This is a genomic window from Mycobacterium asiaticum, assembly GCF_001673315.1.
Taxonomy (GTDB): domain Bacteria; phylum Actinomycetota; class Actinomycetes; order Mycobacteriales; family Mycobacteriaceae; genus Mycobacterium; species Mycobacterium asiaticum_B.
The window spans coordinates 1-26,040 of the sequence record NZ_LZLQ01000029.1 but is presented as its reverse complement, the minus strand read 5'-3'; the positions used below and the strand labels follow the sequence as shown (position 1 = coordinate 26,040).

The 26,040-nt window shown below is 64.5% G+C and carries 26 protein-coding genes and 1 tRNA gene; 11 read left to right on the top strand and 16 right to left on the bottom strand.

Features of this window, described 5'->3' with window-relative positions:
* The first annotated feature begins 71 nt into the window (after positions 1-71).
* Together A5636_RS25285 and A5636_RS05250 are read left to right on the top strand one after the other, a co-directional pair.
* The gene (locus A5636_RS25285) at positions 72-395 is read left to right on the top strand and encodes a DUF3761 domain-containing protein (protein WP_081287615.1); all 324 of its coding nucleotides are present in this window, start codon (positions 72-74) and stop codon (positions 393-395) included.
* A 109-nt stretch (positions 396-504) separates the two neighbouring features.
* Positions 505-1,191, top strand: a complete 687-nt coding sequence (locus A5636_RS05250; protein ID WP_065157647.1) for a GAF and ANTAR domain-containing protein — start codon at positions 505-507, stop codon at positions 1,189-1,191.
* Positions 1,192-1,221: 30 nt separating this feature from the next.
* Here A5636_RS05250 and A5636_RS05245 read toward each other — a convergent pair whose 3' ends face one another.
* The 5 genes from A5636_RS05245 to A5636_RS05225 all read right to left on the bottom strand — a co-directional run bounded on the left by A5636_RS05245 (position 1,222) and on the right by A5636_RS05225 (position 5,605).
* A complete protein-coding gene (locus tag A5636_RS05245; RefSeq protein WP_065157672.1) occupies positions 1,222-1,899 on the bottom strand; it encodes a cutinase family protein in 678 nt (225 codons plus the stop codon).
* A gap of 37 nt (positions 1,900-1,936) precedes the next feature.
* Complete coding sequence (locus A5636_RS05240; RefSeq protein ID WP_253900503.1) at positions 1,937-2,500, bottom strand: nitroreductase family deazaflavin-dependent oxidoreductase; 564 nt, start codon at positions 2,498-2,500, stop codon at positions 1,937-1,939.
* On the bottom strand, positions 2,497-3,183 hold the full coding sequence (locus tag A5636_RS05235; protein WP_065157646.1) for a GAP family protein: 687 nt from the start codon (positions 3,181-3,183) through the stop codon (positions 2,497-2,499). The genes A5636_RS05240 and A5636_RS05235 overlap by 4 nt, the downstream gene beginning before the upstream one ends.
* A 90-nt stretch (positions 3,184-3,273) precedes the next feature.
* On the bottom strand, positions 3,274-4,095 hold the full coding sequence (locus A5636_RS05230; protein ID WP_065157645.1) for an adenylate/guanylate cyclase domain-containing protein: 822 nt from the start codon (positions 4,093-4,095) through the stop codon (positions 3,274-3,276).
* A gap of 7 nt (positions 4,096-4,102) precedes the next feature.
* Entirely contained in the window at positions 4,103-5,605 is a 1,503-nt protein-coding gene (locus tag A5636_RS05225; protein ID WP_065157644.1) for a flavin-containing monooxygenase, read from the bottom strand.
* 132 nt (positions 5,606-5,737) lie between these two features.
* Between A5636_RS05225 and A5636_RS05220 the strand changes: the two genes are divergently transcribed.
* Positions 5,738-6,946, top strand: coding sequence for an Rv1453 family transcriptional regulator (locus A5636_RS05220; protein ID WP_065157643.1), 1,209 nt, complete (start codon positions 5,738-5,740; stop codon positions 6,944-6,946).
* A gap of 14 nt (positions 6,947-6,960) precedes the next feature.
* On the opposite strand, the gene A5636_RS05215 is transcribed toward A5636_RS05220, so the two are convergent.
* From A5636_RS05215 to A5636_RS05180, 8 genes are all read right to left on the bottom strand, one after another.
* Complete coding sequence (locus A5636_RS05215) at positions 6,961-7,770, bottom strand: HpcH/HpaI aldolase/citrate lyase family protein (RefSeq protein ID WP_065157642.1); 810 nt, start codon at positions 7,768-7,770, stop codon at positions 6,961-6,963.
* Complete coding sequence (locus A5636_RS05210; protein WP_155763617.1) at positions 7,767-8,324, bottom strand: MaoC family dehydratase; 558 nt, start codon at positions 8,322-8,324, stop codon at positions 7,767-7,769. Before A5636_RS05210 ends, A5636_RS05215 begins: the two co-directional genes overlap by 4 nt.
* Complete coding sequence (locus A5636_RS05205) at positions 8,321-9,487, bottom strand: acyl-CoA dehydrogenase family protein (RefSeq protein ID WP_065157641.1); 1,167 nt, start codon at positions 9,485-9,487, stop codon at positions 8,321-8,323. The genes A5636_RS05210 and A5636_RS05205 overlap by 4 nt, the downstream gene beginning before the upstream one ends.
* Complete coding sequence (locus tag A5636_RS05200) at positions 9,484-11,484, bottom strand: acetyl/propionyl/methylcrotonyl-CoA carboxylase subunit alpha (RefSeq protein ID WP_065157640.1); 2,001 nt, start codon at positions 11,482-11,484, stop codon at positions 9,484-9,486. The genes A5636_RS05205 and A5636_RS05200 overlap by 4 nt, the downstream gene beginning before the upstream one ends.
* A 1-nt stretch (position 11,485) precedes the next feature.
* Positions 11,486-13,069: a carboxyl transferase domain-containing protein gene (locus tag A5636_RS05195; RefSeq protein WP_065157639.1), complete on the bottom strand. Its 1,584-nt coding sequence runs from the start codon at positions 13,067-13,069 to the stop codon at positions 11,486-11,488.
* Positions 13,066-13,713 (bottom strand): CoA transferase subunit B, encoded by a 648-nt coding sequence (locus A5636_RS05190; protein ID WP_065157638.1) that lies wholly within the window; start codon positions 13,711-13,713, stop codon positions 13,066-13,068. Before A5636_RS05190 ends, A5636_RS05195 begins: the two co-directional genes overlap by 4 nt.
* 94 nt (positions 13,714-13,807) lie before the next feature.
* Entirely contained in the window at positions 13,808-14,554 is a 747-nt protein-coding gene (locus A5636_RS05185) for a CoA transferase subunit A (protein WP_065157637.1), read from the bottom strand.
* A 100-nt stretch (positions 14,555-14,654) separates the two neighbouring features.
* Positions 14,655-16,295 carry an AMP-binding protein gene (locus tag A5636_RS05180; RefSeq protein WP_065157636.1) on the bottom strand — a complete coding sequence of 547 codons (1,641 nt, stop codon included), beginning with the start codon at positions 16,293-16,295 and terminating at the stop codon, positions 14,655-14,657.
* A 66-nt stretch (positions 16,296-16,361) separates the two neighbouring features.
* Between A5636_RS05180 and A5636_RS05175 the strand changes: the two genes are divergently transcribed.
* Complete coding sequence (locus A5636_RS05175; RefSeq protein WP_065157635.1) at positions 16,362-17,006, top strand: SACE_7040 family transcriptional regulator; 645 nt, start codon at positions 16,362-16,364, stop codon at positions 17,004-17,006.
* A gap of 76 nt (positions 17,007-17,082) precedes the next feature.
* On the top strand, positions 17,083-17,874 hold the full coding sequence (locus tag A5636_RS05170; protein WP_065157669.1) for an MmpS family transport accessory protein: 792 nt from the start codon (positions 17,083-17,085) through the stop codon (positions 17,872-17,874).
* On the opposite strand, the gene A5636_RS05165 is transcribed toward A5636_RS05170, so the two are convergent.
* On the bottom strand, positions 17,848-19,125 hold the full coding sequence (locus A5636_RS05165) for an MFS transporter (RefSeq protein WP_065157668.1): 1,278 nt from the start codon (positions 19,123-19,125) through the stop codon (positions 17,848-17,850). The genes A5636_RS05170 and A5636_RS05165 overlap by 27 nt on opposite strands.
* 232 nt (positions 19,126-19,357) lie before the next feature.
* Here A5636_RS05165 and cmrA point away from each other — a divergent pair, with 232 nt between their 5' ends.
* Entirely contained in the window at positions 19,358-20,164 is an 807-nt protein-coding gene (gene cmrA, locus A5636_RS05160) for a mycolate reductase (RefSeq protein WP_065157667.1), read from the top strand.
* A gap of 3 nt (positions 20,165-20,167) precedes the next feature.
* Here the strand turns inward: cmrA and A5636_RS05155 are convergent, their stop codons facing one another.
* Complete coding sequence (locus tag A5636_RS05155) at positions 20,168-21,715, bottom strand: helicase HerA-like domain-containing protein (protein ID WP_065157634.1); 1,548 nt, start codon at positions 21,713-21,715, stop codon at positions 20,168-20,170.
* Between the two features lie 87 nt (positions 21,716-21,802).
* On the opposite strand from A5636_RS05155, the gene orn reads away from it, so the two are divergent.
* Positions 21,803-22,450 (top strand): oligoribonuclease, encoded by a 648-nt coding sequence (gene orn, locus A5636_RS05150; RefSeq protein WP_065157633.1) that lies wholly within the window; start codon positions 21,803-21,805, stop codon positions 22,448-22,450.
* Positions 22,451-22,499: 49 nt separating this feature from the next.
* Positions 22,500-22,575 (top strand) — tRNA-His (locus A5636_RS05145).
* 100 nt (positions 22,576-22,675) lie between these two features.
* On the opposite strand, the gene A5636_RS05140 is transcribed toward A5636_RS05145, so the two are convergent.
* Positions 22,676-23,278 carry a TetR/AcrR family transcriptional regulator gene (locus A5636_RS05140; protein ID WP_065157632.1) on the bottom strand — a complete coding sequence of 201 codons (603 nt, stop codon included), beginning with the start codon at positions 23,276-23,278 and terminating at the stop codon, positions 22,676-22,678.
* A gap of 300 nt (positions 23,279-23,578) precedes the next feature.
* On the opposite strand from A5636_RS05140, the gene A5636_RS05135 reads away from it, so the two are divergent.
* The 3 genes from A5636_RS05135 to A5636_RS05125 form a co-directional block, all read left to right on the top strand.
* A complete protein-coding gene (locus A5636_RS05135) occupies positions 23,579-24,445 on the top strand; it encodes an MlaE family ABC transporter permease (RefSeq protein WP_065157631.1) in 867 nt (288 codons plus the stop codon).
* A 1-nt stretch (position 24,446) separates the two neighbouring features.
* Positions 24,447-25,310 (top strand): ABC transporter permease, encoded by an 864-nt coding sequence (locus A5636_RS05130; RefSeq protein WP_065157630.1) that lies wholly within the window; start codon positions 24,447-24,449, stop codon positions 25,308-25,310.
* The coding region (locus A5636_RS05125; protein ID WP_155763615.1) for an MlaD family protein at positions 25,285-26,040 on the top strand (756 nt) is incomplete at its 3' end. The genes A5636_RS05130 and A5636_RS05125, both read left to right, overlap by 26 nt.

Genomic DNA, 26,040 nt, shown 5'->3' with positions numbered 1-26,040 from the left:
GAGCTAGCCGCTAACGTCTCCTTCGGGTCGGGGGGCCTAAACCAATTTCAAGATCACTTTGTGGGTGGGGCATGCGCGTTCGAATTTTGATCGCCGTAGCAGCTGTTGCGGTAGGGGTGCTGGCCGGGGCGCCAGTGGTCACCTCGGGCGGCGAGTTGACCGTTCTTGCTGGTTGCGGCAGCGGTTACTACGAGAACTCTGATGGGCAGTGCATTCCTCGCCCATCCCCGGGCGGAGGCGGTGTGCCAGGCTCAAGCTCGGGCATCCTGGGTGGAGGTGGGAGCGCTCCTCCGGGAGCGACGGCAATTTGTCGCGATGGCGATTACTCGTTCAGCACGCACAGCTCGGGCACCTGCTCTGGCCACGGCGGCGTTAAACAACGGCTGACGAATTGACAATCGGCAAGTCCTACCTGGCTAATCCCTAGGTCGCACGTTCGAGTCGCGCCGAGGGCGCACGAAGCAGCACCACAGGCCGCCGTCGCAAGGGCTTACTGTCGTAGAGATGGACGGCACGGACGAGATGGACTTGGCACATGTGCTGGGTGGGCTCGCCATCGATATGCAGAATCAGATCGATACGGAGGCGACACTCGCGTCAATCGTGGAAGGTGCGGTCGCCATCGTGCCGGGTACCCGTTGGGCAGGCATTTCGTTGATTGAAGGCCGCAACGTGGAAGCCCGCGCCCCAAGTAGTCCCCGGGTGACCAGGCTCGACACCTTGCAGTCCGAAGTCGATGAGGGACCGTGCTTGAGCGCGTTGCGTGAGCACCGCACGGTCGTCATCAATGACATGGCGACAGAAACTCGTTGGCCGAATTTCTGTAGCGCGGCATTCGAGTTGGGCGCGCGAAGCCTCCTGTCTTTCCAACTGTTCGTCACCCACAAGAACCTCGGTGCACTCAACTTGTACGGCGATGACGCCGGCGCGTTCACCGACGAGTCTGTCTTCACGGGTGAACTACTCGCCCAGCACGCGTCAGTGGCCTTGTTCGGCGTAGCTGCGGAAGACCAGTTTCACGATGCATTGAGCACTCGCGATCTGATTGGTCAAGCAAAAGGCATCCTCATGGAGCGCTATGACGTCGATGCCTTCGCCGCCTTCGACCTGCTACGACGACTGTCCCAACAGTCCAACCACAAGCTCGTAGACCTCGCGCGTAAGGTCGTTCAAACTCGAAAAGGCAGTTGACGTTTCGGTCGGTACGACGGGGCCGGCCGACTACAGGTGGCCCACCACGAAATCCGCAGCTTGGCTGGTCATCCCGTTCACCCCGTACGACGCGTGCGCCGCGGGGTCGTTGCCGGTACCGCAAATCCCGTCCCCGGGAGCGCACAGTTGCACCGTCTTGGACTGATAGGTCCCACCGATCACAATCGGCGGCGCGTTGAGATGGCTCAGAAATTTCTGTGACGGCGTTCCGAACAGGGCGACTGCGGCGATGTGGTCCGCGACGTCCGCCGACAGGGGCTGTGGAACGGATGCTGCGGGGACGCCCTCGGGCACGGAGGACGAGGTGACGTAGCCGGCGACTGCCGCGCCTTGGGAGAAGCCACCCAAAACCTCGCGAGTGCGGGGGCATGAAGTTGCCATCGACTGGATGTGCGAAGTGGCGTCGCGGACACCGTCGACGAAGGTTTTCGGGAAGTCCGGATTACCGAAGTCGCTGCTTGCCGCGTATTTGATCGCGTACACGCTCATCGACCTGCCACCCACCCTCGAACGCAGCGCGTCGACGAATGAGCCGCCGATGCCCCCGACGCCGGGGGGTTCGCTGGTCCCCCGAGCGAACACCACCTCGACGTCGGGGCAGGGTTGGGCCGCGGCAGATGGGATCGTCACCAGGGCCGAGCTCGCCACTCCGGCCGCTACACAGGCCGCGACTGTTAGTGGTTTCAGCACGAAAAACCTTGCCTTATCTCGCTGTCGGATGCGCCTATGGGACCGGGCAAAGCCGGAAGATCGGGATCCGGCGGCCCTCGGCGGCGGTCTTTCCACGATAATCGCGATAGCCACCATAGGAACGCTCGGCCAACCGAAAGAGCCGTTGATACTCGGACCCGTCGGTTACTTCTGCCGCCTCAAAGTGTTCGCCGCCCAGGTCACAGGCGGGATTGGCCTTGAGGTTGTGGTACCACTGCGGGTTCCGATCCGAACCGAAATTGGAGGCAACCAGGATCACATCGGGGCCCTGGTGGAAATACGCCACCTGGGCCTGGCGGCTTTCACCGGTTTTGGCACCACTCATCGTCAGTGTTGCCGACGGCGCCACCAACGATCCCCAATTGAGCCTGTTGCGGAAGACCCGGCTGAGCAACGGGTCAGTCTTGGCGGCCACATATTTCGCGAACAGCTGGCCGGCCCTGGACCGCGCGAACACGCCGCCGAGGCGAGCCAGCGCCGAGGTGCGTCGCTCGGGGTCGACATAGGGAAGAGGCACCGTGCGGGCGTACCCGCCCCTTCCGCGTTTCATGCCCGCCCGCACCGGTTGGTCGATCACCCACCCGCGATACCGGCAGTGACCAGTACCCCGCCGACCACGAACAGCAAGATGGCGACTTCGAAGCGCCGGCGCGATCGGATCCAACGGTTCAGCGTTGCCACCCCTCGGCGCGTTGCGTCGGGAGCCAACAGGTACGCGACCAGAGGAATCTCAACGAAGGCGAAGGCCGTCACGTTGAAAGCCAGCAGTGCCGCGACCCGTGTCGTCGCGGGCGCGCGAGAGGCCAGGATGACGGCTAACGCAGCCAGATAATCCACCGACGGGAGCGCGGACCCCAGGCCCGCCACCGCCGCGACCCACAGCGAACGTCCATTGAGAAGTTGCCTCAGCCAGATCACCGGTCTCAGAGAGCTGATCCCGCTGGCGAGCGCGCCGGGTTTTGGCTCGGTCCTCACTCGAGCGACCAAAAAATTGACGGCCAGGATCGCGCCGAGCAGCAGAGCCAACCCGCCGATCATGAGTTGAACCCTGGGCAGCGTGAGATACGTGGACGAGGCGAGCCGCCGCCGGAACACAAAAAGGACGACCAGGCCTACCGTGATTCCCATCGCGAAACCTCCGCAGAGGAACGCCAGCAACTGCAGCATCGGCCGGGGCCTGTTGAGCATCAACGCCGTCATCCCGATCCGGAACGGTTCGAGGCTCACCGCGATGGCCATCACCAGGATGGTGATCCACATGGTGGCAGGATTCTCCGTCTCATGTGCCGGCACGGATGTCGCCGCGACCGTACCACCAGCGCACAGGCGGCCGAGCCGACGGCAGGCCCGCTAATCCTCGCGCGTCGACCACGACACCGGGTACACCTGGTGGGTGCCGCGGATACCTTTGAGCTCGACGTCGCGCGGGGTTTCAAGCACAATTTCAGGCGTTGTCTGGATCGCGTCGCGAACCGGTTCGCTGACCAGGATCTCGCCGCCGTCGGCCAGTCCGGCGACCCGCGCCGCTATCGCTACATTGCGCCCGAAAAGGTCGTCTCCGCGCCGCACTGAACTGCCCATGTGCACGCCGATACGCACCCGAATGTCGTTGAATCGCAACGGGTCGGCTTGCAGAGCACGCTGCACGGCAATGCTGCAGAGCACGGCCTTGCGGGGATCCGGGAACGCGATCATGAAGCCGTCGCCCTGGGTTTTCACCACGTGGCCGCCATGATCATCGACCTGTTTGGAGATTAGTTTGTTGTGGCGCTCCAGCAGCTTCACCCAGCCTCGGTCGCCGAGTTCCTCGTTGAGTTCGGTGGACCCTTCGATGTCGGAGAAGGCGATCACCACATTGCCGTCCGCTGCCATCCTGGCGAGGTCGGGACGCTCCACCCTTGCCCAGCCCGCGAGGTCCTCGACGGAGTTGCGCACCGTGGCGCCCAGTCCCTTATTGATCAGGGAGTCCGCCGTCCGCCAGACCGTCTTGACCGCGCTGGGCGCAACGCCGGGGCGTCGACGACGACGGCGCGGACCCTCTAACCGGCTGCGCGCCAACGCGCTTCGTGCTCCGCTGAGTTGGCGACGCGAGACGACGAGCACGATTCCCACGGCGAGCAAGCCGGCGAATTCGACAACGGCGATGATTGCCCACAGGACTGCCGCGCTCACCCGACGATTATGCCGGTAGCGCGACCCGAGGACGCACGTCGGCCGAAGAGGTCAACCGTAACGCCGGGTCAGCCACGCCGTTCTCGCGCAGCAATTTCACATCGGCGTGGTAGCTCATCGACGTCAGCCACGGTTGTCCGGTGCCCTGCCGGGGTAGCTGGTGGACGACGCGTTGGACGTAGCCGGCCGAGAAGTCCATGAACGGACGGGTTTCCATGTCCGGGTCGTCGAGCACGGGTCGCGCGGTGTCGTAGCCGTGGTCGTCCATGTGGGCAAGTAGCCGGCAGAAGTGCTCGCAGAGCAAGCCGACCTTGAGCGTCCACGACGAGTTCGTGTAGCCGATGGCGTATGCGAAGTTGGGCACGTCGGAGAGCATCATGCCTTTGTAGGCCACTCGGTCCGGCAGGTTGACCGGCGCGCCGTCGACGGTCAGCGAGATCCCGCCGAACGCCTGCATGTTCAAACCCGTTGCGGTGACGATGATGTCAGCATCGAGTTCACGACCGGATTGCAGCAGGATGCCGGTCTCGGTGAAGGTGTCGATCCGGTCGGTGACCACTGACGCGCTGCCGTCGCTGATCGCCCGGAACAGATCGGAGTCGGGCACGGCGCACAGTCGCTGATCCCACGGGTTGTAGGTCGGGCTGAAGTGCTCGTCTACGGGGTACCCCTCAGGCAGCCGTTTGGCGTTGACGCTCCGAATGATCCTCTTGGCCAGGGCCGGATACTTCTGGCAGAACTGGTACACCGCGCGCTGCTGGCCGATGTTCTTGCGCCGCGCCAGCGCGTAACCGAGCTTGTCCCCGAACAACTTCTTGGCCGCGTTGGCAAAGAGGTCCTTCGACGGAACCGGCATGATGTAGGTCGGCGAGCGCTGCAGCATGGTGACGTGCCCGGCCCGTTCGGCCATCGCCGGCAGCAGGGTCACGGCGGTCGCGCCGCTGCCGATCACGACGACGTGTTTGTCGGTGTAGTCGAGGTCCTCCGGCCAGTGCTGCGGGTGCACGATCTGCCCGGTAAACCGGTCACGTCCCTCGAAGTGCGGTGTGTAGCCCTCGTCGTAGCGGTAGTAGCCGCCGGCGCAGAAAAGCCAGTTGGCACTGATCTGCGTGCGCCCGTTCACGTCCGTGCGCTCCACGTCGACGGTCCAGCGTGCGTCCGCGCTCGACCATGCCGCGCCGTGCACCTTGTGGTGGAACCGGATGTGGTCGTCGATGCCGTTGTCCGCCGCCGTCTCGCGCAGATAGGCCAGGATTTTGTCGGACGTTGCGATGGCATGGTCGTCGCGCCACGGCTTGAACTCGTAGCCGAAAGTGTGCAGGTCAGAATCTGAACGTATGCCGGGGTAGCGGAACAGGTCCCAGGTGCCGCCGGTGGCGCCGCGCGCCTCCAAGATGGCGTAGCTGCGTCCCGGGTGTTCGCGCTGCAGGTAGTACGCGGCGCCGATTCCGGAGATGCCGGCGCCGATGATGAGGACGTCGACGTGGGTGTCTGCGGGTAGGTCGGACATTTGCGGTAGCTCCTGGGGCGGCGGGATGCGGTAGATAGATGGTCGCGCCCCGCGCCACCCGGCACCAAGTGTATTTCTTCTCATTTACCCGTAAATGTGGTGCAATTTGCACCAGCACTTTACTGTGGCTGAATGCGGTGGAAGCGGCCATCGGCGCCGGTCAGAGAGCTGATCCGGCAATGCGCGCAGATCACTGTGAACCCACGGGCCGAGTGGCTCGACGAACTCGACGCGGAAGTCCTTGCGGCCAGTCCGCCCATCGCCGCCGACCCCGAGCTCGCTGCGGCGGTGAGCCGAAGCAACCGCGCCAACATGTATTTCTGGGGCGCGGCCAACGTCCGCGATCCCGGGGCTCCGGTACCGCCGAATACCGGCCCCGAGCCGATGAACATTGCCCGCGAAGTCGCGCGCCGCGGCCTTACCGCGTTCACCCTCGATGCCTATCGCGTCGGCGAAGCCGTGGCCTGGCGCCGACTCATGGAGATCGCGTTCGAATTGACCTCCGACCCCGCCGAACTGCACGAGCTGCTGGACGTCTGCTCGCGTTCGATCAGTGCCTACATCGACGCCACGCTGGCGGGCATCGCCGCCCGTATCGACCAGGAACTCGACGACCTTACCCGCGGCACCCATGCCGAGCGACGCGAGACCATTGCGCTGATCCTCGACGGCGCACCCATCACGAGCAAAAGAGCCGAGGCACGCCTCAGCTACGCATTGACCGGCCCGCACACCGCAGCCGTCATTTGGAGTGATGATCCGGCCGCCGACATGGCCGGACTGGACGCGGCCGCCGAGGCGTTCGGACACTCGGCTGGTGTTCGGCCGCTGACGGTGTTAGCCAGTACGGCGACTCGGTGGGTTTGGATACCCAGTGGTTCCATAGACATTGCCGTGCTGCGTGATTGGGTCGACGCTAAACCCGACGTCCGAGTCGCGATCGGACCAACGGGCGACGGTGTCGACGGATTCCGTCGGAGCCACTTCGACGCGATCACCACCCAGCAGATGATGGCGCGTCTGCATTCGCCGCAACGCGTCGCGCAGTTCGCCGACGTAGAACTGGTTGCACTGGTCACCGGGGACACCGATCGCGCCAGCGAATTCGTACGCCACACCCTTGGCGACCTCGAGACGGCTGAAGCTGAATTGCAGCATTTCGTGCGGGTTTTCGTGGCCGAGCAATGCAACGCCTCACGCGCTGCGGCACGGCTCTACACCCATCGCAACACCCTGCTGCGTCGGCTCGCACGCGCCGACAAGTTGTTGCCACGGCCGCTGGCACAGAGCAGCGTCAACGTGGCGGTGGCGTTGGATGTGTTGCGCTGGCGGGGCAGGTAGATGTGCGCAGAGAGCTAGGCACCTGCCCGGCGCAGCATCGCCTCGGCATGGCGCAGCACGGGCGAGTCGACCATCTGGCCTTCGAACGCAAACACGCCACGCTCAGTCTTCGCCGCCTCCAAAACCCTACGCGCCCAATCTAATTTGTCGTCACTGGGCCGATAGGCGTCACGCACTACCGCTACCTGGCTGGGGTGGATGCAGACGGTCGCATCGAAACCCACCGCTACCCCGTCGGCTGCCTCGTCTCGCAAGCCGTCGAGATCGTGGATGTCCAGGTGCACCGCGTCGAGCGCTAGCCGGCCAAACGCAGACGCGGCCAGTAACGTCGTCGATCGTACGTGGCGAGCCACATCCCGATAGGTGCCGTCGGACCGCCTGCTGGAACTGCCGCCCAGCGTGGCCACCAAATCCTCTGCGCCCCACATCATCCCGATGGTGCCGTCGGCGGCCGCGATTTGCGCGGCAAACACCGCACCGCGTGCCGTCTCCACCAGCGCGATCACATCGCGCGGCGCGAGCGCGGTCACCTGGTCTGCCGACTCCGTCTTGGGCAGCATCACTGTGGTGTAGGCGGTCTCAGCCAGCGCCTTCAGGTCTAGGGCCTGGTCTTCGGTGCCGGCGGCATTGATCCGCACCACGGTGCGGTCGGGATCGAGCGGGGTATCCCGCAACGCAGCGCGCGCAGCGGTCTTTTCCGCCGCCGCCACACCGTCTTCCAAGTCGAGTATCACGACGTCGGCGGCGGCCGCGGCCTTCGCGAAACGCTCGGGACGGTCTGCCGGGCAGAACAACCAGCCGGGACCGGCGTCGCGCAAACTCATTGCGGATCCTCCTGACTCGGCCGTTTCTGTACCAGCGTCGTACGCACCGCTCGCGCGACGACGTCGCCGTGCTGGTTGCGCCCGGTGTGCTCTAAGGTCACGATGCCTTCGCCGGGACGACTTTTCGACTCCCGCTTGCCGGTGCAGACCGTCTCGGCGTAGAGGGTGTCACCGTGAAACATCGGCTTGGGAAACGACACTTCGGCGAACCCGAGATTGGCGACGATGGTGCCCAGGGTCAGCTGCGATACCGACAAACCGACCAGAGTCGACAGGGTGAACATCGAATTCACCAGCCGCTCGCCGCGAAATCCGGGCTGCTCGGCTGACCACGCCGCATCCAGGTGCAACGACTGGGTGTTCATGGTCAAGGTGGTGAACAGCACGTTGTCGGCCTCGGTGACCGTGCGGCCCGGCCGGTGCAGGTAGGTGGTGCCGATCTCGAACTCCTCGAACCACAAACCGCGCTGGACAATCCGCTTCGACTCGCCGAGTGTGGATTCTGCGACGCGACTCGCCGATACTGCGTCGCCAGAATCACTTTCGGCGGTCATGACAGCCCCAGCGATCGAGCGATCAGCATCAACTGCACCTCGGTGGTGCCTTCACCGATCTCAAGGATCTTGCTGTCGCGGTAGTGCCGCGCCACCGGGTACTCGTTCATGAACCCGTATCCGCCGTGGATCTGCGTGGCGTCGCGCGCATTGTCCATCGCCGCCTCAGAAGAGATCATTTTCGCGATCGCCGCCTCCTTCTTGAAGGGCTGCCCTGCCAACATCTTTGCCGCCGCGTCGTAGTAAGCCGTCCGGGCCACATGGGCACGCGCTTCCATCCGCGCGATCTTGAAGCTGATCGCCTGATACGAGCCGATCGGCTGACCGAACGATTGACGTTCCTTGGCGTACTTGACGCTTTCGTCGACACAGCCTTGCGCCACACCCGTGGCCAACGCGGCGATCGCGATGCGGCCCTCGTCAAGGATGGACAGGAAGTTCGCGTACCCCTTCCCGCGGACCCCCAGCAGATTCTCCGCAGGTACGCGTGCGTCGTCGAAGGACAGCGGGTGAGTGTCCGACGCGTTCCAGCCGACCTTGTTGTAGACCGGCTCCACAGTGAAGCCCGGGGTGCCGTTGGGCACGATGATGGTCGAGATCTCCTTCTTGCCGTCGGCAAGGCTGCCCGTCACCGCGGTGATGGTGACCAGCGAGGTGATGTCGGTGCCCGAGTTGGTGATGAATTGCTTGCTGCCGTTGATGATCCACTCGTCACCGTCGAGGCGGGCGGTGGTGCGGGTGCCGCCCGCGTCTGACCCGGCACCGGGTTCGGTGAGCCCGAATCCGGCCAGCGCGCGCCCAGCGACCAGGTCGGGTAACCATCGCTGCTTCTGCTCTTCGCTGCCGAACCGGTAGATCGGCATCGCGCCCAGGCCGACACCGGCTTCCAGGGTGATCGCCACCGACTGATCGACTTTGCCGAGTTCCTCCAGCGCCAGCGCCAAGGCGAAGTAGTCGCCGCCCATGCCGCCGTATTCCTCCGGGAAAGGCAGGCCGAACAAGCCCATTTCGGCCATCTTGGCAACGACCTCGTAGGGAAAACTGTGCTCTTCGTCGTGTTTGGCCGAGACCGGTGCGACCACCGTGCGCGCGAAATCGGCCACGGTGTCGCGAAGTTCGGCGTATTCCTTGGGTATCGTTCCCGCGCTGATCGTTGTCGTCATTGTTCTTCCTTGCTTTGTTCGGCGCTTTGTTCGGCCGGGATGAACCGGGCGAGCACCTGCTCGAATTTCACCTGGTCCCCGACGGCCACCAATACCTCGACCTGACCCGAAACAGGCGCGGCCAGTGCATGTTCCATCTTCATCGCCTCAACGACGACCACGACGTCACCCTCCGACACCTCAGTGCCCGAGTCGACCTGTACCGCGATGACGCTCCCCGGCATCGGGCTCACCACCTCGGCCGGCCGGTCCCCCGCACCCCGGTCGATCTTATGTTCCTCGGCTTCGCGGATGTGCCACGTTCCGCGCTCGTCAGCGATCCACAGATGCCGGTCAGCTTCCGCGCACCGATATTCCCGACGCAGGCTGTCCAGAGCAACCATCAGTTGACCGTGCTCAAGGTGGGCAGCCGCAGTGGTGGTTTGGCCATCACCGACTTGTACGGTGGCTGATCCCGGCAACCCCCACACGGACACGGTCTCGGTACGCAGCGGGGTGCGCATCGCGGTGCGAACCGGTGCCGCCGCAGCACCGACGCGCCATCCGGTCGGCGTCGCCCACAGGCTGCCGCGGGCGCGTTGTTCAAGCTGCCACTGGACGTACAGCCCGGCGGCAGCGAACACGTCGTCGGGGGCCGGCAGCGGTTCGAAGTCGGCCAACCGCTGGTCCAGCAGAGCGGTGTCGAGGTCACCTGCCTGCACCCGTGGATCGGCCAACAGGAACCGCAGGAATTCGATGTTGGTCTGCACGCCCAGGACAGCTGTCTGCGACAACGCCTGGTCGAGTCGCGCCAAAGCCTGCGCACGATCGGCCCCGTGGGCGATCACCTTGCTCAGCATTGGGTCGTAGTCGCTACCGACGACGGTATCCGCCATCAGCGAAGAGTCCACCCGCACACCAGGTCCGGACGGCTCCCCAACCTGCAGCACCCGGCCCCCGGTGGGCAGGAATCCCCGCGCAGGATCCTCTGCGTAGACCCGGGCCTCGATCGCGTGCCCGCCCAGCTCAATCTCGTCCTGAGCAAACCCGAGCTTCTCTCCCGCAGCCACGCGTAGCTGCCACTCGACGAGATCCAGCCCGGTAACCGCTTCGGTGACAGGGTGTTCCACCTGCAGTCGGGTATTCATCTCCATGAAGAAGAACTCGTCGGGCCGGTCCGCCGAGACGATGAACTCCACCGTGCCGGCGCCGACGTAGTCCACGCTGCGGGCCGTGTCGCACGCCGCCGCTCCGATGCGCGCCCGGGTCGCCTCATCGAGCAGCGGGGAGGGGGCCTCCTCGATGACCTTCTGATGGCGACGTTGCAGGCTGCACTCACGCTCTCCGAGATGCACCACGTTTCCGTGCGTGTCAGCGAGAACCTGGACCTCGATATGTCTGGGGCGCAACACAAAGCGTTCCAAGAACAACGTGTCGTCACCGAAGGCCGACCCCGCCTCGCGCCGAGCGCTGACCAAGGCCTCGCCCAGACGTGCCGGATCCTCCACCAGGCGCATCCCCTTGCCGCCGCCGCCGGCGGAGGGCTTGACCAGCACTGGGTAACCCACCTCATCGGCAGCCGAGATGAGTTCGTCATCGCTCAGGCCGGGCCGCGCGATGCCGGGTACTACCGGCACATCGAATGCGGCAACAGCGTTCTTAGCGGTGATCTTGTCGCCCATCACCTCGATCGCGTGCGCGGACGGCCCGAGAAAAACCACCCCGGACCGCTCACATACGGCAGCGAAATCCTTGTTCTCGGAGAGGAATCCGTAACCCGGATGGATGGCCTGCGCCCCGGTACGGATCGCGGCGTCGACCACCTTGCTGATGTCCAGGTAGCTCTCCCGCGCCGGCGCCGGCCCCAGTCGGACGGCAGTGTCGGCTTCGCGGACGTGTCTGGCGTCGACGTCGGCGTCGCTGTACACGGCAACCGATCGGATACCGAGGCGACGCAACGTCCGTATCACCCGTACCGCGATCTCACCGCGGTTCGCCACTAAGACTGTGTCAAACATGTCACATCCGAAAGACGCCGTAGGAGACCGATTCCAGCGGAGCGTGGGCACACACCGAAAGTGCGAGCCCGACAACGGTCCTGGTGTCGGCTGGGTCGATGATGCCGTCATCCCACAAACGGGCGGTCGAGTAATAGGGATTGCCCTGGTCCTCATACTGGGCACGAATGGGCGCCTTGAACGCCTCTTCCTCCTCGGCTGACCAGGCTTTGCCGGCCGCCGAAAGCTGCTCCCCCCGGACGGTCGCCAGCACAGAGGCAGCCTGCTCGCCACCCATCACCGAGATCCGTGCATTCGGCCACATCCACAAGAAGCGGGGCGAATACGCCCGGCCGCACATCGAATAGTTGCCGGCGCCATACGATCCGCCGATCACCACCGTCAGCTTCGGGACCCGGGCACAGGCCACTGCTGTCACCATCTTGGCGCCGTGCTTGGCGATGCCACCTGCCTCATAGTCACGCCCCACCATGAAGCCGGCGATGTTCTGCAGGAAAAGCAACGGTATCTTCCGCTTGTCACACAGCTCGATGAAATGCGCTCCCTTGACGGCGGATTCGCTGAATAAGACGCCGTTGTTGGCGATGATGCCCACTGGGTGGCCGTGGATGCGCGCAAAGGTTGTCACCAGCGTCTTGCCGTAATTGGCCTTGAACTCACTGAATTCGCCGCCGTCGACGAGCCGGACGATGACCTCGTGGACGTCATAGGGAAGTCTTGGATCCGGCGGTACGACGTCGTAAAGCTCTATCTGCGCGTGTCTGGGCTCGACGGTGTGCAGCACTTCCCATTGGGCCGGCTCGCGTGGTCCAAAGCTCGCGGCGATCGAACGCACGATTCGCAACGCGTCTTCGTCGTCATCGGCCAGATGATCGGTGACGCCGGAAACCCGCGAATGCAGGTCCCCTCCCCCGAGTTCCTCGGCCGTGACGATCTCCCCGGTGGCCGCTTTGACCAGGGGTGGGCCGCCGAGAAAAATCGTGCCCTGCTCGCGGACGATGACGGCTTCGTCGCTCATCGCGGGCACGTAGGCCCCGCCCGCCGTGCAGGAGCCCAGCACCGCCGCGACTTGCGGAATCCCCTTGGCGCTCATGGTCGCCTGGTTGTAGAAGATCCGCCCGAAGTGTTCGCGATCCGGGAAAACCTCGTCCTGGCGGGGCAGGAAAGCGCCGCCGGAGTCGACGAGGTAGATGCACGGCAGCAGGTTCTGCAGTGCGACCTCTTGGGCGCGCAGGTGCTTCTTCACCGTCATCGGGTAGTAGGTGCCGCCCTTGACGGTCGCGTCGTTGGCGACGATCACGCATTCGCGTCCGGACACCCGACCGATGCCGGTGATGATCCCAGCACCCGGGGATTCGTCGTCGTACATGCCGTTGGCGGCCAGCGCGGCAAGTTCGAGGAAGGGGCTGCCCGGATCGAGCAGGCGGTCTACACGTTCGCGGGGCAGCAGCTTGCCTCGGCTGACGTGGCGCTCGCGGGCCCGCTCGTTGCCGCCCAGGGCGGCGGCGGCCAGTTTGTCGTTCAGTTCGGCAACCAGCCGACGGTGCTCGTCGGCGAACGATGGTGCTGAGGTCACCGTGGTCACTTTGACGCCAAGCTCGAAATCTGAAGGGGCGGCTGGGTTTTTGCGATGACTTCTTCCACCGACACATCCGGCGCCGTCTCGACCAGGTGCAGGCCGTCGTCGCGGACGTCGATCACCGCCAGTTCAGTCACGATCCGGTTCACACAGGCCACTCCGGTCAACGGCAGCGTGCACCGCTCCAGAATCTTCGGGCTGCCGTCCTTCGCGGCGTGGTCCATCACGACTATCACCTTGCGGGCCCCGTGCACCAGATCCATCGCCCCACCCATACCCTTGACCATCTTGCCCGGGATCACCCAGTTGGCAAGATCCCCAGAGGCCGAAACCTGCATGGCGCCAAGGACAGCCACGTCGAGGTGGCCACCGCGAATGATTCCGAACGAGGTCGACGAGCCGAAGAACGACGCGCCCGGCTGGGTGGTGACTGTCTCTTTGCCCGCGTTGATCAGATCGGCGTCGACGTCCTCACGGCGCGGGTAAGGCCCTACGCCGAGGATTCCGTTCTCCGAGTGCAGCACGACGTGTACGCCGTCGGGGATGTGGTTGGGAATGAGGGTGGGTATGCCGATGCCGAGGTTGACGTACTGGCCGTCCTCGAATTCGCTGGCCACCCGGGCGGCCATCTGGTCTCTACTCCACGTCATCCGACGCTCCTCGCTGGGTACTCGAACGTGACGCTGGCGTCACGCTCGACGCCGACTGTGACGCCAGCTTCACGCTCGGCGCAGGACGAGTTGGTCATGCGCGCACCGTCTCCTTCTCGATTCGCTTTTCCGGGTTCGGCACGTGGACGACGCGCTGCACAAAAACACCCGGCGTATGCACAGTGGCGGGGTCTATCTCGCCCGGTTCGACGAGATGCTCGACTTCCGCGATGGTGATCCGCCCTGCGGGTGCGCACTCCGGGTTGAAATTGCCCGCCGCGTACCGGTAGACGAGGTTGCCGTGCCGGTCGCCCTTCCAGGCGTGCACCAGCGCGAAGTCGGTGCGGATACCACGTTCCAACACATAGTTGACCCCGTCGAATTCGCGGGTCTCCTTCGGTGGCGAGACAACTGCGACCCCTCCTGATGAGTCGTAGCGCCAGGGCAGTCCACCGTCGGCGATCTGGGTGCCCACCCCGGCCGGCGTATAGAAGCCGGGGATCCCCATGCCCCCGGCGCGCAACCTCTCGGCAAGCGTGCCTTGCGGGGTCAGCTCGACCTCGAGTTCACCGGAAAGGAACTGGCGCGCGAATTCTTTGTTCTCCCCCACGTATGACGATATGGTCCGACGAATTCGCTTGTGTTGCAGCAATACCCCAAGGCCTATGCCGTCTACGCCGCAGTTGTTGGAGACCGTCTCCAGATCGGTCACGCCGCTGTCTGCCAACGCCGCGATCAGAGCTTCGGGGATGCCGCACAGCCCGAATCCCCCTACGGCCAGTGACGACCCGTCGGTTATGTCCGCTACCGCCTCCGCAGCGGTAGCCACCACCTTGTCCATTGCCGCAGAGCCTCCGATTTCAGTTAATAATCATTAACTGGACAGTGAGAATACCATTCCCGTCCCGGGCGCGTCCAGCGAGGGGCCCGCCTAGCAGCGGTTATGAGGCGCCCTCGAGATAATCGATCGCGTGCTCCCGTAGCGCCGCTTTGCGCACCTTGCCGGTGACAGTCATCGGGAAGTCGTCGACGACCCATAGATACCGCGGGATCTTGAACGTCGCGATCGCCCCCCGACAGAACTCGCGTAACTGCGCGCTCGTCATTTCCGACCCGTCGCGCAACTTGACCACCGCCATGAGTTCCTCGCCATAGCGTGCGTCGGGCACCCCGATCACGTGACCGTCGACGATGTCGGGGTGGGTGAGCAGAAATTCCTCGATCTCGCGTGGCGAGATGTTCTCGCCGCCGCGTACCACGATGTCCTTGAGCCGGCCGGTGATCTGAACGTATCCCTGCGCGTCCATCGAGGCCAGGTCGCCAGTGTGCATCCATCCGTCGGCGTCGATGACCTCTGCGGCCTTTGCCTCGTCGTCCCAGTACCCCGTCATCACCGAATAGCCTCGGGTGCAGAATTCGCCTGCCACACCGCGGGGCACCATGGCGCCGGTGGCGGGATCGACAACCTTGATTTCCAGATGCGGAGTAACCCGACCCACAGTGCCGACGCGCCGTTCGAAAGAATCGTCGCTGCGGGTCTGGGCCGAGACTGGAGCCGTCTCAGTCATGCCGTAGCAGATGGACACCTCCGGCATGTGCATCCGCTCGATTACTTTGCGCATCACCTCGACCGGGCACACCGCGCCGGCCATGATTCCGGTGCGCAGGCTTTCCAGCCGATAGCCCTCGAAGTCCGGCAGGCTGAGTTCGGCGATGAACATGGTCGGTACGCCGTACAAGCTCGTGCACCGTTCGGCCTGCACCGCGCGCAAGGTTGCGGCGGGATCGAAGCCGGGCGCAGGGACGACGATGCAGGACCCGTGGCTGGTGGCCGCCAGATTGCCCAACACCATGCCGAAGCAGTGGTAGAAGGGCACCGGGATGCAGATGCGGTCCTGTTCGTCGTAGGAGAGCAACTCGCCCACCAGGTAGCCGTTGTTGAGGATATTGCGGTGACTGAGAGTCACGCCCTTTGGCAATCCCGTTGTGCCCGAGGTGTATTGGATGTTGATCGGATCTGTGGGCTGTTGCGTCTGCGCTACCGACCGCAAGGCTTCCAGATCGATCCCGGCGCCAGTCAACTCATCCCAGCCGGGGCTCTCCATCAGCACTACGTCGCGCAGCGACGGACACGCAGGCGCCACTTGGGCAAGCATCTCGCCGTAGCGTGCGTCCTTGAAACCTGGGGCCGCGATCACCATGGCCACGCCCGATTGCCGGAGCGCATAGGCTAATTCACGCACCCGATACGCCGGGTTGATGGTGACCAGGATCGCGCCGATTTCGGCGGTCGCGTATTGCACGAGCACCCATTCCCACCGGTTGGGGGCCCAGATGCCGACCCGCTCACCCGGGCGAATGCCGGCCCGCAGCAACCCCGTTGCCAGCCGGCGCACGTCCGTCAGCAGGTCCGCGTAGCTCCAACGGCGGCCCGCCACTACATCCACAAGCGCGTCGCGGTGCCCGAATGACGTTGCGGTGTCTGCCAGATTGGCGCCGATGGTGGCATCGAGCAGTGGGGGTGTGTTGGGACCGCATTCGTAGGAGAGCGGATTGTGTTCTGCGGCATCGGTGGTCGACATGGTTCCTCCGGCCGGGGCGTGGATGCTACGTTAGTGACGATTAACCGAGATGTCCAGGAGGCCGTTATGCCAGCGTCCGTCCCGGACCGTGAGCCCGCTCAGCCGGAGCCACCAAATCGGCGCAGCCAGTTGAAGTCCGACCGGCGTCTGCAGCTGCTGGCGGCCGCCGAGCGGCTGTTCGCCGAACGAGGTTTCCTAGCGGTGCGACTGGAAGACATTGGCGCCGCAGCCGGTGTGAGTGGTCCGGCGATCTACCGCCATTTCCCCAACAAGGAGTCGCTGCTGGTCGAATTGCTGGTGGGGATCAGCGCCAGCCTGCTCGCCGGTGCGCGAGCAGTGACCGATCGCGGCGACGACGCGGCCGCGACCCTGGACGGCCTGATCGACTTTCATCTCGACTTCGCGCTGGGTGAACCGGACCTCATCCGCATCCAGGACCGCGATCTGGCGCACCTGCCCGCGCCCGCGGAACGTCAGGTGCGCAAAGCCCAGCGGCAGTATGTGGAGATCTGGGTAGGTGTGCTGCGCGAGCTCAATCCGGGCCTGCCCGAAGCCGACGCCCGATTGATGGCGCACGCAGTATTCGGACTGCTGAATTCCACCCCGCACAGCATGAAAGCGGCCGACGCCAAACCGGCCGGACGAGCGGTGCACTCGCGCGCAGTGATGAGGGCCATGACGATCGCGGCACTGACCGCGGGCCATCGTTGAGCGCAGGGACTATTCGGCCAGGCAGGGCACGCGCGAGACCTGTCCCCGGCAATGCCCGGTACCCTGCGAAGTGGACATGAACGATCCACAGCGCCCTCAGCATTTCGGTCCCCCTCAACCGGGGTCTGATTCGGCGTGGCCGCAGGATTATTCCGACTCCTCAGCCATCGATTACCCGGCTTACGCCGATCAGATGCCCTACGCCAGTTACGGCGGCGGGGGCTCCCCCTGGGCGCCGGGCGCCTATCAACCCAACTCCACCCAGCAGTTGCCACCTCAGTATTGGCAGCAGGATCAACCGCCCGCGGATGGCCAACCGCCGGAGGGAACACCGCCACCCCGCTCACCGCGGTGGTTGTGGTTCCTTGCCGGCGCCTCGGTGCTGGTGGTGATCGGCCTGGTGATCGCGCTGGTCATCGTCAACGGGTCGTCGAAGCAGCAGACCGCCATCGAGCCGCTGCCGCCGATGCCTGGGCCCTCGACCACTTTTGTGCCTCCGACGACCAGGACGTCCCCTCCGTCGACCACCAGGAGACCGCCGCGCACCACGACGACCGAACCTGGTACCACGACACCCCCCGGCGCGCCCACAAACCCAGGCACCATGCAGACCGTCGTCTACAGCATCACCGGGGAAGGCCGCGCGATCAGCGTCATGTACCTCGACACCGGCGACCTGATCCAGACCGAATTCAACGTGACGCTGCCGTGGAGCAAGCAGGTCAGCTTGTCGACGTCCACCACTCACCCGGCAAGTGTCACGATCGTCAACATCGGCCACAATGTCACCTGCTCGGTCACGGTGGCCGGCGTTCAGGTGCGCCAGCGCACCGGCCAGGGTTTAACCATCTGCGACGCGCCGCTCTGAGTTCGACGGCGCCGGCACCCGCACGAACAGCATCGCCAGCAATCCCGCGAGCAGCACCACGATGATGCCGCCCAGCCCCGCCCGATCCGCCTTGAACACGTCCACGAAGACGGAGAACAGCCAGGGCGCCATGAACGACACCGCCCGGCCCGTCATCGTATAGAGACCGAAGGCGACACCCTCTTTCCCTGGTTGCGCCATGCGCAGCAACAGCGTGCGGGCCGAGGACTGCGACGGCCCGATGAACAGACACAACAACAGCCCGCACACCCAGAAAGCCAGTGGGCCCGACAGGACCAGCATGGCCAGTCCGGCGGCCAGGATCGCGGTCAAGGAGAAGACGATGACCGGTTTGGATCCGATCCGGTGGTCGGCGAACCCGCCCACCACGGCGCCGAGTGCGGCGACGACCAGCGCGGCCACCCCGAAGATCAGCACGTCACCCTCGGCGAGGTGGTACACATTGACGCCCAGTACGGCACCGACACCGAAAGTCGCGGCCAAACCGTCCCGAAACAATGCGCTGGCCACGAGGAAGTAGACGAGGTTGCGGTCGCGGCGCCACTCGGAGCTGATTTCGGACCACAACTTGCGGTAACCACCAAGCAGGGTTGTTGTCGGGTGCGCGTCGGCACCGGCGTCCGGGAGGCGGTGGGCCAACAGCAACAGCGGCAGCGCCATGCTTGCCATCCAAACGGCGGCCAGCAGCATCGCCGCGCGAATGTTGGCGCCGTCGGCGACGGGCAGGTGCAAAAACCCGCGATGGTCGCCATCGCCGACCACGAATCCGCCGTAGACCAGCATCAACAGCACGACGCTGCCGAGATAGCCAGCCGCCCAGCCGAATCCCGAAATCCGGCCGGCGGTCTGTGGCGTCGACAACTGACGAAGCATGGCGTTGTAGGGCACGCTGGCCAGGTCACCGCATGCCGCTGTCGCCGCTAACAACGCCAGGCCGGCGAAAAAGTAGCCCGGTTGATCGCGGATCAACGCCATCGAGCAGGTCAGCGCCACCGACGTGCCGGTCAGCAAGGCAAGGACCACTCGGCGACGGTGCGGAGATTCCACCCACACCCCCACCAGCGGCGCCAGCACCGCGACCGCCACGCCTGCCGCGGCCGCGGTGCGTCCCAACCAGCTCAGCGGCGAAGCCCCCAGGGCACCGCCCGCTCCGACGCTGTGGGTCAGGTACACCGAGAACACAAAAGTCGCCGTGATTGCACTCAGGCCGGTTTGGCCGCAGTCCCACATCGCCCACGCCACCACCCGAGATAGCGGAGCGGTGGCGTAATACGACCCGCCTGGCCGCGCCTGAACATTTTCAGACCCGCCCTCGAACGTCTTCTGCAGGATTTCCGGGTCGGCAACCGAACGATGGTGTTCGGCTGAATCCGACTCCCGGTCAATCATCAACGCACTCTATTGCTATTGGCAGCGACGCGCTGCGTCCGGCTCCGTCGCACGGGTGTCTACCATCGTCGTCATGCCGATTCCTGCCCCCAGCCCTGATGCGCGCGCCGTTGTGACCGGAGCCTCGCAAAACATCGGCGAGGCGCTGGCCACCGAACTCGCCGCCCGCGGCCACAGTTTGATCATCACCGCACGCCGGGCGGAACTCCTCAACGACCTCGCCGGTCGACTGTCGGACAAATACCGGGTCACCGTCGAGGTGCGACCGGCCGACCTCGCCGACCCGTCCGAACGCGCCGCATTATGCGAGGAACTGGCCACCCGGCCGATCTCGATTCTGTGCGCCAATGCCGGCACGGCGACGTTCGGCGCCGTCGCCGACCTCGAGCCGGCTGGCGAGAAGGCTCAGGTACAGTTGAATGCCGTTGCCGTGCATGACCTTACGCTGGCGGTGCTGCCGGGCATGGTGGAACGGCAAGCCGGTGGCATTCTGATTTCCGGTTCCGCGGCAGGGAATTCGCCTATCCCCTACAACGCCACTTATGCGGCTACCAAAGCTTTCGCAAACACTTTCAGTGAATCCCTGCGCGGTGAATTGCGCGGCTCCGGCGTGCACGTCACGCTGCTGGCTCCCGGACCGGTACGCACCGAACTGCCCGATCCGGACGAGATGTCCCTGGTGGAGAAGCTGGTACCGGACTTCTTATGGATCTCGACCGAACACACCGCGCAGGTGTCCCTGGATGCGCTGCAGCGCAACAAGATGCGCGTCGTGCCCGGGGTGACGTCCAAAGCGATGTCGGTAGCGAGTGGCTACGCGCCGCGGGCCATCGTCGCGCCGATCGTGGGCGCTTTCTACAAAAAGTTGGGCGGCGGCTGACCGTTACTTCCGGCGACGACGCTTGTTGCCCATCAAGTTTCGGACGATCTCGCGTATCGCGGTGTTGATGCCACTTTTCACCGTCGGATTGTTCAGCACTTCCTCCAGCCTGCCGGGGCCCTTCGGCTCAAAGGGCGCGGGCATCGGCGGAACCGTGGAATCCGTTGTTGCAGGCGTCTGGTCAGGCTCACCAGCCGGCGGGGACTGGCGTGCCGGGGGTTCGTCCTGCGAAGGTGTCGTGTGCCCGTATTTCTCCTGCAGCGGGCTGGATTTGGCCGCGGCTGCGACGGCGTCCGTGCCGATAGCCGCCATCAGCGATCGCGGCACCCGCATCCGCGTCCAGGCAACCGGTGTCGGTGCGCCCTTTTCGGAGAGCACGGTAACGACGGCCTCACCGATGCCCAGTGCTGTCAGCGCCGACTCCAGGTCATACACATCGGTTTTGGGATAGGTGCGGACGGTCTTGCTGAGGGCTTGTTGATCGTCGGGGGTGAATGCCCGCAGTGCGTGCTGAATCCGCGCACCCAGCTGGGACAGCACGTCGTTGGGCAGATCGGTGGGCAGTTGGGTGCAGAAGAACACGCCGACACCCTTGGAGCGGATCAGCTTGACAGTCTGCTCAACCTGCTCGAGAAAGGCCTTCGACGCGTCGCTGAACAGCAGGTGCGCCTCGTCGAAGAAGAACACCAGCTTGGGCTTGTCGATGTCGCCGACTTCGTCCAATTGCACGAAAAGGTCCGCCAGCAACCACATCAGGAAGGTCGAGAAGATGACCGGACGCAGTGACTGACCGCTGAATTCCAGCAACGAGATGGTGCCCTGCCCTTGCTCGGTAATGCCCAGCAGATCCTTCGGGTCCAGTTTCGGCTCGCCGAAGAACGTCTCGCCGCCCTCGCCGGCCAGATTCACCAGGGCCCGCAGGATGACACCGGCCGTCGCGGATGACACCCCGCCCAGAGATTTCAGGTCGGCTTTGCCCTCGTCGCTGGTCAGATGACTGATGACGGTCCGCAGATTGTTCAAAGTGACCAGCGGCCAGTTGTTCTGCTTTGCCCAGTGGAAGATCAGACCCAGCGTCGACTCCTGAGTAGCGTTGAGGCCCAATACTTTTGACAGTAAGACGGGTCCGAAGCTTGCGACGGTCGCGCGCACCGGGACTCCCACTCCGTCGGTGCCGAGCGAAAGAAACTCGACCGGATATCCCGTTGGCTCCCAGTTGTCCCCGGTGTCCTTGGCCCGCGCGGCGGTCTTGTCGTTGCCCTCACCCGGACGCGACAGCCCCGACAGGTCACCCTTCACGTCGGCCATGAACACCGGAACCCCCGCCGCACTGAGTTGCTCGGCGATCAGCTGCAACGTCTTGGTCTTCCCGGTTCCAGTCGCCCCGGCGACCAGACCATGTCGGTTGATGGTGGCCAACGGGATGCGAATCTGTGCCGCCGGGTCGACTTTCCCGTCCACTACCACGGTGCCCAGTTCCAGCGCTTGGCCTGCGACGGCGTAGCCGGCCGCGATGCGTGCGGCGGGTCCTGTTTCGGATTCGGTGCTCATCGGATTCCCCTCGCTGTGCGGCATGCATCACACTACTTTGCGGGGGGTGCGCAGGCGGGGCCTGACGTGGGCTTACGCTTGGGCGCTGTGCGTGACGAACTGGTGTGGATTGACTGCGAGATGACCGGGCTTGATCTGGGCTCGGACAAGTTGATCGAAATCGCCGCCCTGGTCACAGATGCCGACCTGAATATCCTGGGCGACGGGATCGACGTCGTCATCCATGCCGAGGAAGCCTCGCTGACGTCGATGATCGACGTGGTCGCGCAGATGCACGCCCGTTCGGGGCTGACCAACGAGGTCAGGGCCTCCACGGTCGACCTGGCCACCGCCGAGGCGATGGTCCTCGATTACATCAACCAGCACGTCAAACAGCCCAAGACGGCGCCGCTGGCGGGCAACTCGATCGCCACCGACCGTTCCTTCATCGCCCGGGACATGCCGGCCCTGGACTCGTTCCTGCACTACCGGATGATCGACGTCAGCTCGATCAAGGAACTCTGCCGACGCTGGTACCCGCGCATCTATTTCGGGCAGCCGCCCAAGGGCCTGGCGCACCGGGCGTTGGCCGACATCCACGAGTCGATTCAGGAGCTGCAGTACTACCGGCGGACCGCATTTGTACCCCCGCCCGGGCCCTCTACCAGCGAAATCGCGGCTGTGGTCAGTGATCTTCAGGGGGACACGGCGTCGGCCGAGACAATCAATTCGGCTGACGAGCCGTCGACCGGTTAATATCGACGTCGCCGCTAGTTGATCCCGACAGGGTCGGCCGGTGGCCGTGGTGGGTGTAGTTCAGTTGGTAGAGCGTCAGGTTGTGATCCTGAATGTCGCGGGTTCGAGTCCCGTCACTCACCCCACAGGTCAGAGGGTGTTTTCACCCTCTGACCTTTTGTTTGCCCCGGGACCCCAAGCGGGCCCAGTGGCCCCCCAAGCGAGCCCCAGTGGCCCCCAGCCGGGTCATTCGAACCCGGCGAGCGTGATCCGCAGCGCCTTTTCCATGTAGACGTGCACCGGATGTTCCGGCCCCGGTCCCGCGGTCAACCAGCGGTCGATCACGAATTTCACTGTGGCCAAACTGGTATGGACCATCAGCGCGGGCCGGATGTCGACGGAGGGGTCGACACCCATCCGGGTCGCGACATGTTCGACGAACTTGCGCTGATCGGCTTCCCGAATGAGGGTTGACTTGCTCAGCAGGTGCGGGGCCGTCATTATCGCTCGCTGCCAGGTGTCCAGGTGGCTGCCTTCGCTGGCCTCCCTGGCATGGGTGACGAACAGCTGAATCAGGACTTCGACCGCTGATTCGCCGGCCGGCCTCGCACCAAAGGAATCCAGCATGTCGCTGATGGCCTCGCGGACCGGGTCCACCAGCAGCCCTTCCTTGGTCGGCGCGTGCCGAAAGTACGTGCTGATCGAGATCCCGGCCGCGGCGGCAATGTCCTCCGTCGTCACCGCGGCGAATCCGCGTTCGGCGAACAACTCGTGGGCGGTGTGTTGAATCTGCAGAAGTAGTTCGGCGCGCCGCCGGTCCCGAAGCGACTCGACATTTGCTGAGGTCACCCACGCACCTCCGCAGTCCGGCTTTCGAACACCTTTGAAGCGATCCCAAGAGGACCGTAAGTGAGTGACTCTACACTATTGAAAGTGCCTATCAACTAGGCTACGGTGAGACCGCAAACCGGATTGAGCTGCGGAGTTGCGGGAGTACGGGTATCCAGAAAAGGCAGCTCGCTCAACGACACCCGACACCATCCGCTCGGCAACTCACGGAGCAACTGGTGGGGAGCGCGCCGATGAAATCGCATTCAGACCTGCGACGCTCTCAATTTTGTTTGCTCGTAGCTCTCCGGCCCCGCTGAAATGACCCTACAAGAGCCGGCCGTACAGGATGAGCGTCAGGATGACGGCATCAACGCTATTGGCGACTGGGCGGTTGGTTACGTAGATCGTCACCCACTCGCGTCGCTGAGAACCGTTGGTGAACAGTTCGTCCTGGGCGTGCGCACGATCCAGTTCTTCTTCATCGACCTCTTCACCGGACGATTCCAGTGGCAGGAGTTCGTCCGGCAGGGCGCATTCATGGCGGGGACGGCCGTGCTCCCCACGATTCTGGTGTCGCTCCCGATCAGCGTCACGCTGTCCATCCAGTTCGCGCTGCTCGCCGGCCAGGTCGGCGCCACCTCATTGGCCGGCGCCGCCAGCGGACTCGCGGTGATCCGGCAGGGGGCATCGCTGGTGGCCGCCGTCCTGATGGCGGCAGCGGTCGGTTCGGCCATCACCGCCGACCTGGGTTCGCGAACAATGCGCGAAGAGACCGATGCCATGGGAGTGATGGGCGTCTCGGTGATACGCCGCCTCGTGGTACCGCGTTTCGCCGCCGCCATCATGATCGGCGTCGCTCTCACCGGCGTGGTGTGCTTCGTCGGGTTCTTTGCCAGCTACATGTTCAACGTGTACTTCCAAGACGGTGCGCCGGGCAGCTTTGTGTCCACCTTCGCCTCGTTCGCCACCACCGGCGACATGATCCTTGCGTTGTTGAAGGCGATCATCTTCGGCGCGATCGTCGCCATCGTGTCCAGCCAGAAGGGGCTGTCCACCAAGGGCGGCCCCACCGGCGTGGCCAACTCGGTGAATGCCGCTGTCGTGGAATCGATTCTGCTGCTGATGATCGTCAACGTCGTTATCAGTCAGCTCTACATCATGCTGTCGCCCAGGACCGGTTTGTAACGTGACGGCCTCCCCCTACCTACCGCTGGCGCCCATTACCGGGCGCCTCCTTCGTCTCTACCGGCGCGGCACCAAGCCGATCGGTCGACTCGGCCACATGCTGGTCTTCTTCGTACGGGCACTGGTCGCCATACCGCTCACCCTGCGTCAGTACAACGGCGAATTCCTGCGACTGCTCTCCAACATCACCTGGGGCAATGGCTCGATCGTGGTGGGCGGCGGGACAGCCGGGGTGGCCGTCGTACTCGGTATGACGGTCGGCGCGCTGGTAGGCATCGAAGGCTACAACTTCCTGGACCTGCTCGGCCTTGGACCGGCAACCGGCTTCGTCTCCTCCCTGGTCAATACGCGCGAGTTGGCGCCGCTGATGGCCGCGATGGCATTCGCCATGCAAGGCGGTTGCCGATTCACCGCGCAGTTGGGCTCGATGCGGATCGCCGAAGAGATCGACGCGCTGGAATCTATTGCCATTCGGCCGATTCCGTATCTGGTGACCACCAGGCTGATCGCCTCCGTCATGGCGATGGTTCCGCTGTACGCCGCGTGCTTGGCAATCGGCTACCTCACGACTCAGGTAGTGGTGCAGGTCAGCAGTGGCGGCTCGTCCGGGTCCTACCTGCACTACTTCTCATTGATGCTGGCCGGCAAGGACATCCTCTACTCGTTGGGCAAGGCCATCATCCTCGTGTGGATCTCCTCGACCATCCAGTGCTACTACGGCTTCTACGCCAGTGGCGGACCCGAGGGCGTCGGCGTGGCAGCGGGCCACGGTATGCGGGCCAGCATCACCGTGATGATCATGGTCAACATGCTGCTCACCATGGCGCTGTGGGGAGTGGATGCGGGCGCAAGGTTCGGCGGCTAGCTTGACAGGCCAACCGAATTCATTCGATGTCGACGGACGGGGCCCGTCGGATCGGCAGTTGTTCAGTTGCGGTGTGGCGGTCGCGGTCGTGGCGGCGCTGCTTACCGTCGGGTTGCTGTACAAGTCGACGGGGCGGCTCAAGGCCTATGTCCGTGTGATCGCCGATCTGGTCAACGTCGGTGACGGCCTGCCACAGAAGTCAGACGTGAAGTATCACGGCGTACTCGTCGGCATGGTCAACGATGTCGTTCCGGCAGCCCACGGCCGACCCAACTATGTGCACATCGATCTCAAGCCCGAGTACGCCGAGTCGATTCCGGCGGCGGTGACAGCTCGGGTGGTGCCCAGCAACGTCTTCGCAGTGTCGTCGGTTCAACTGCTGGGTACCGGCCCCGGACCCATCATCCGCGCCGGAGCGCATATCCACGAAGACACTCAACTACCGACCGTGCTGTTCCAGACCACCATCAGCAAGCTGCGCGACCTGCTGGCGGCCGCCGGGCGCGGCCGTGAGGACCGGTCGGTCGGAATTCTGGCCGCCCTGGGCGCTGCCACCGACCACCGACGGACGAAGCTGCTGGGCAGCGCGGTTCAGTTGAATCGTCTTATCGATCAACTGAATTCGATTGTCAGCACTGATACGGGTCCGTCGACGGTGTCAGCGCTGTTTGACGCGGCGCGGGGATTGCAGGCCACCGCTCCGGAACTTCTCGACGCCCTCCACCAGGCC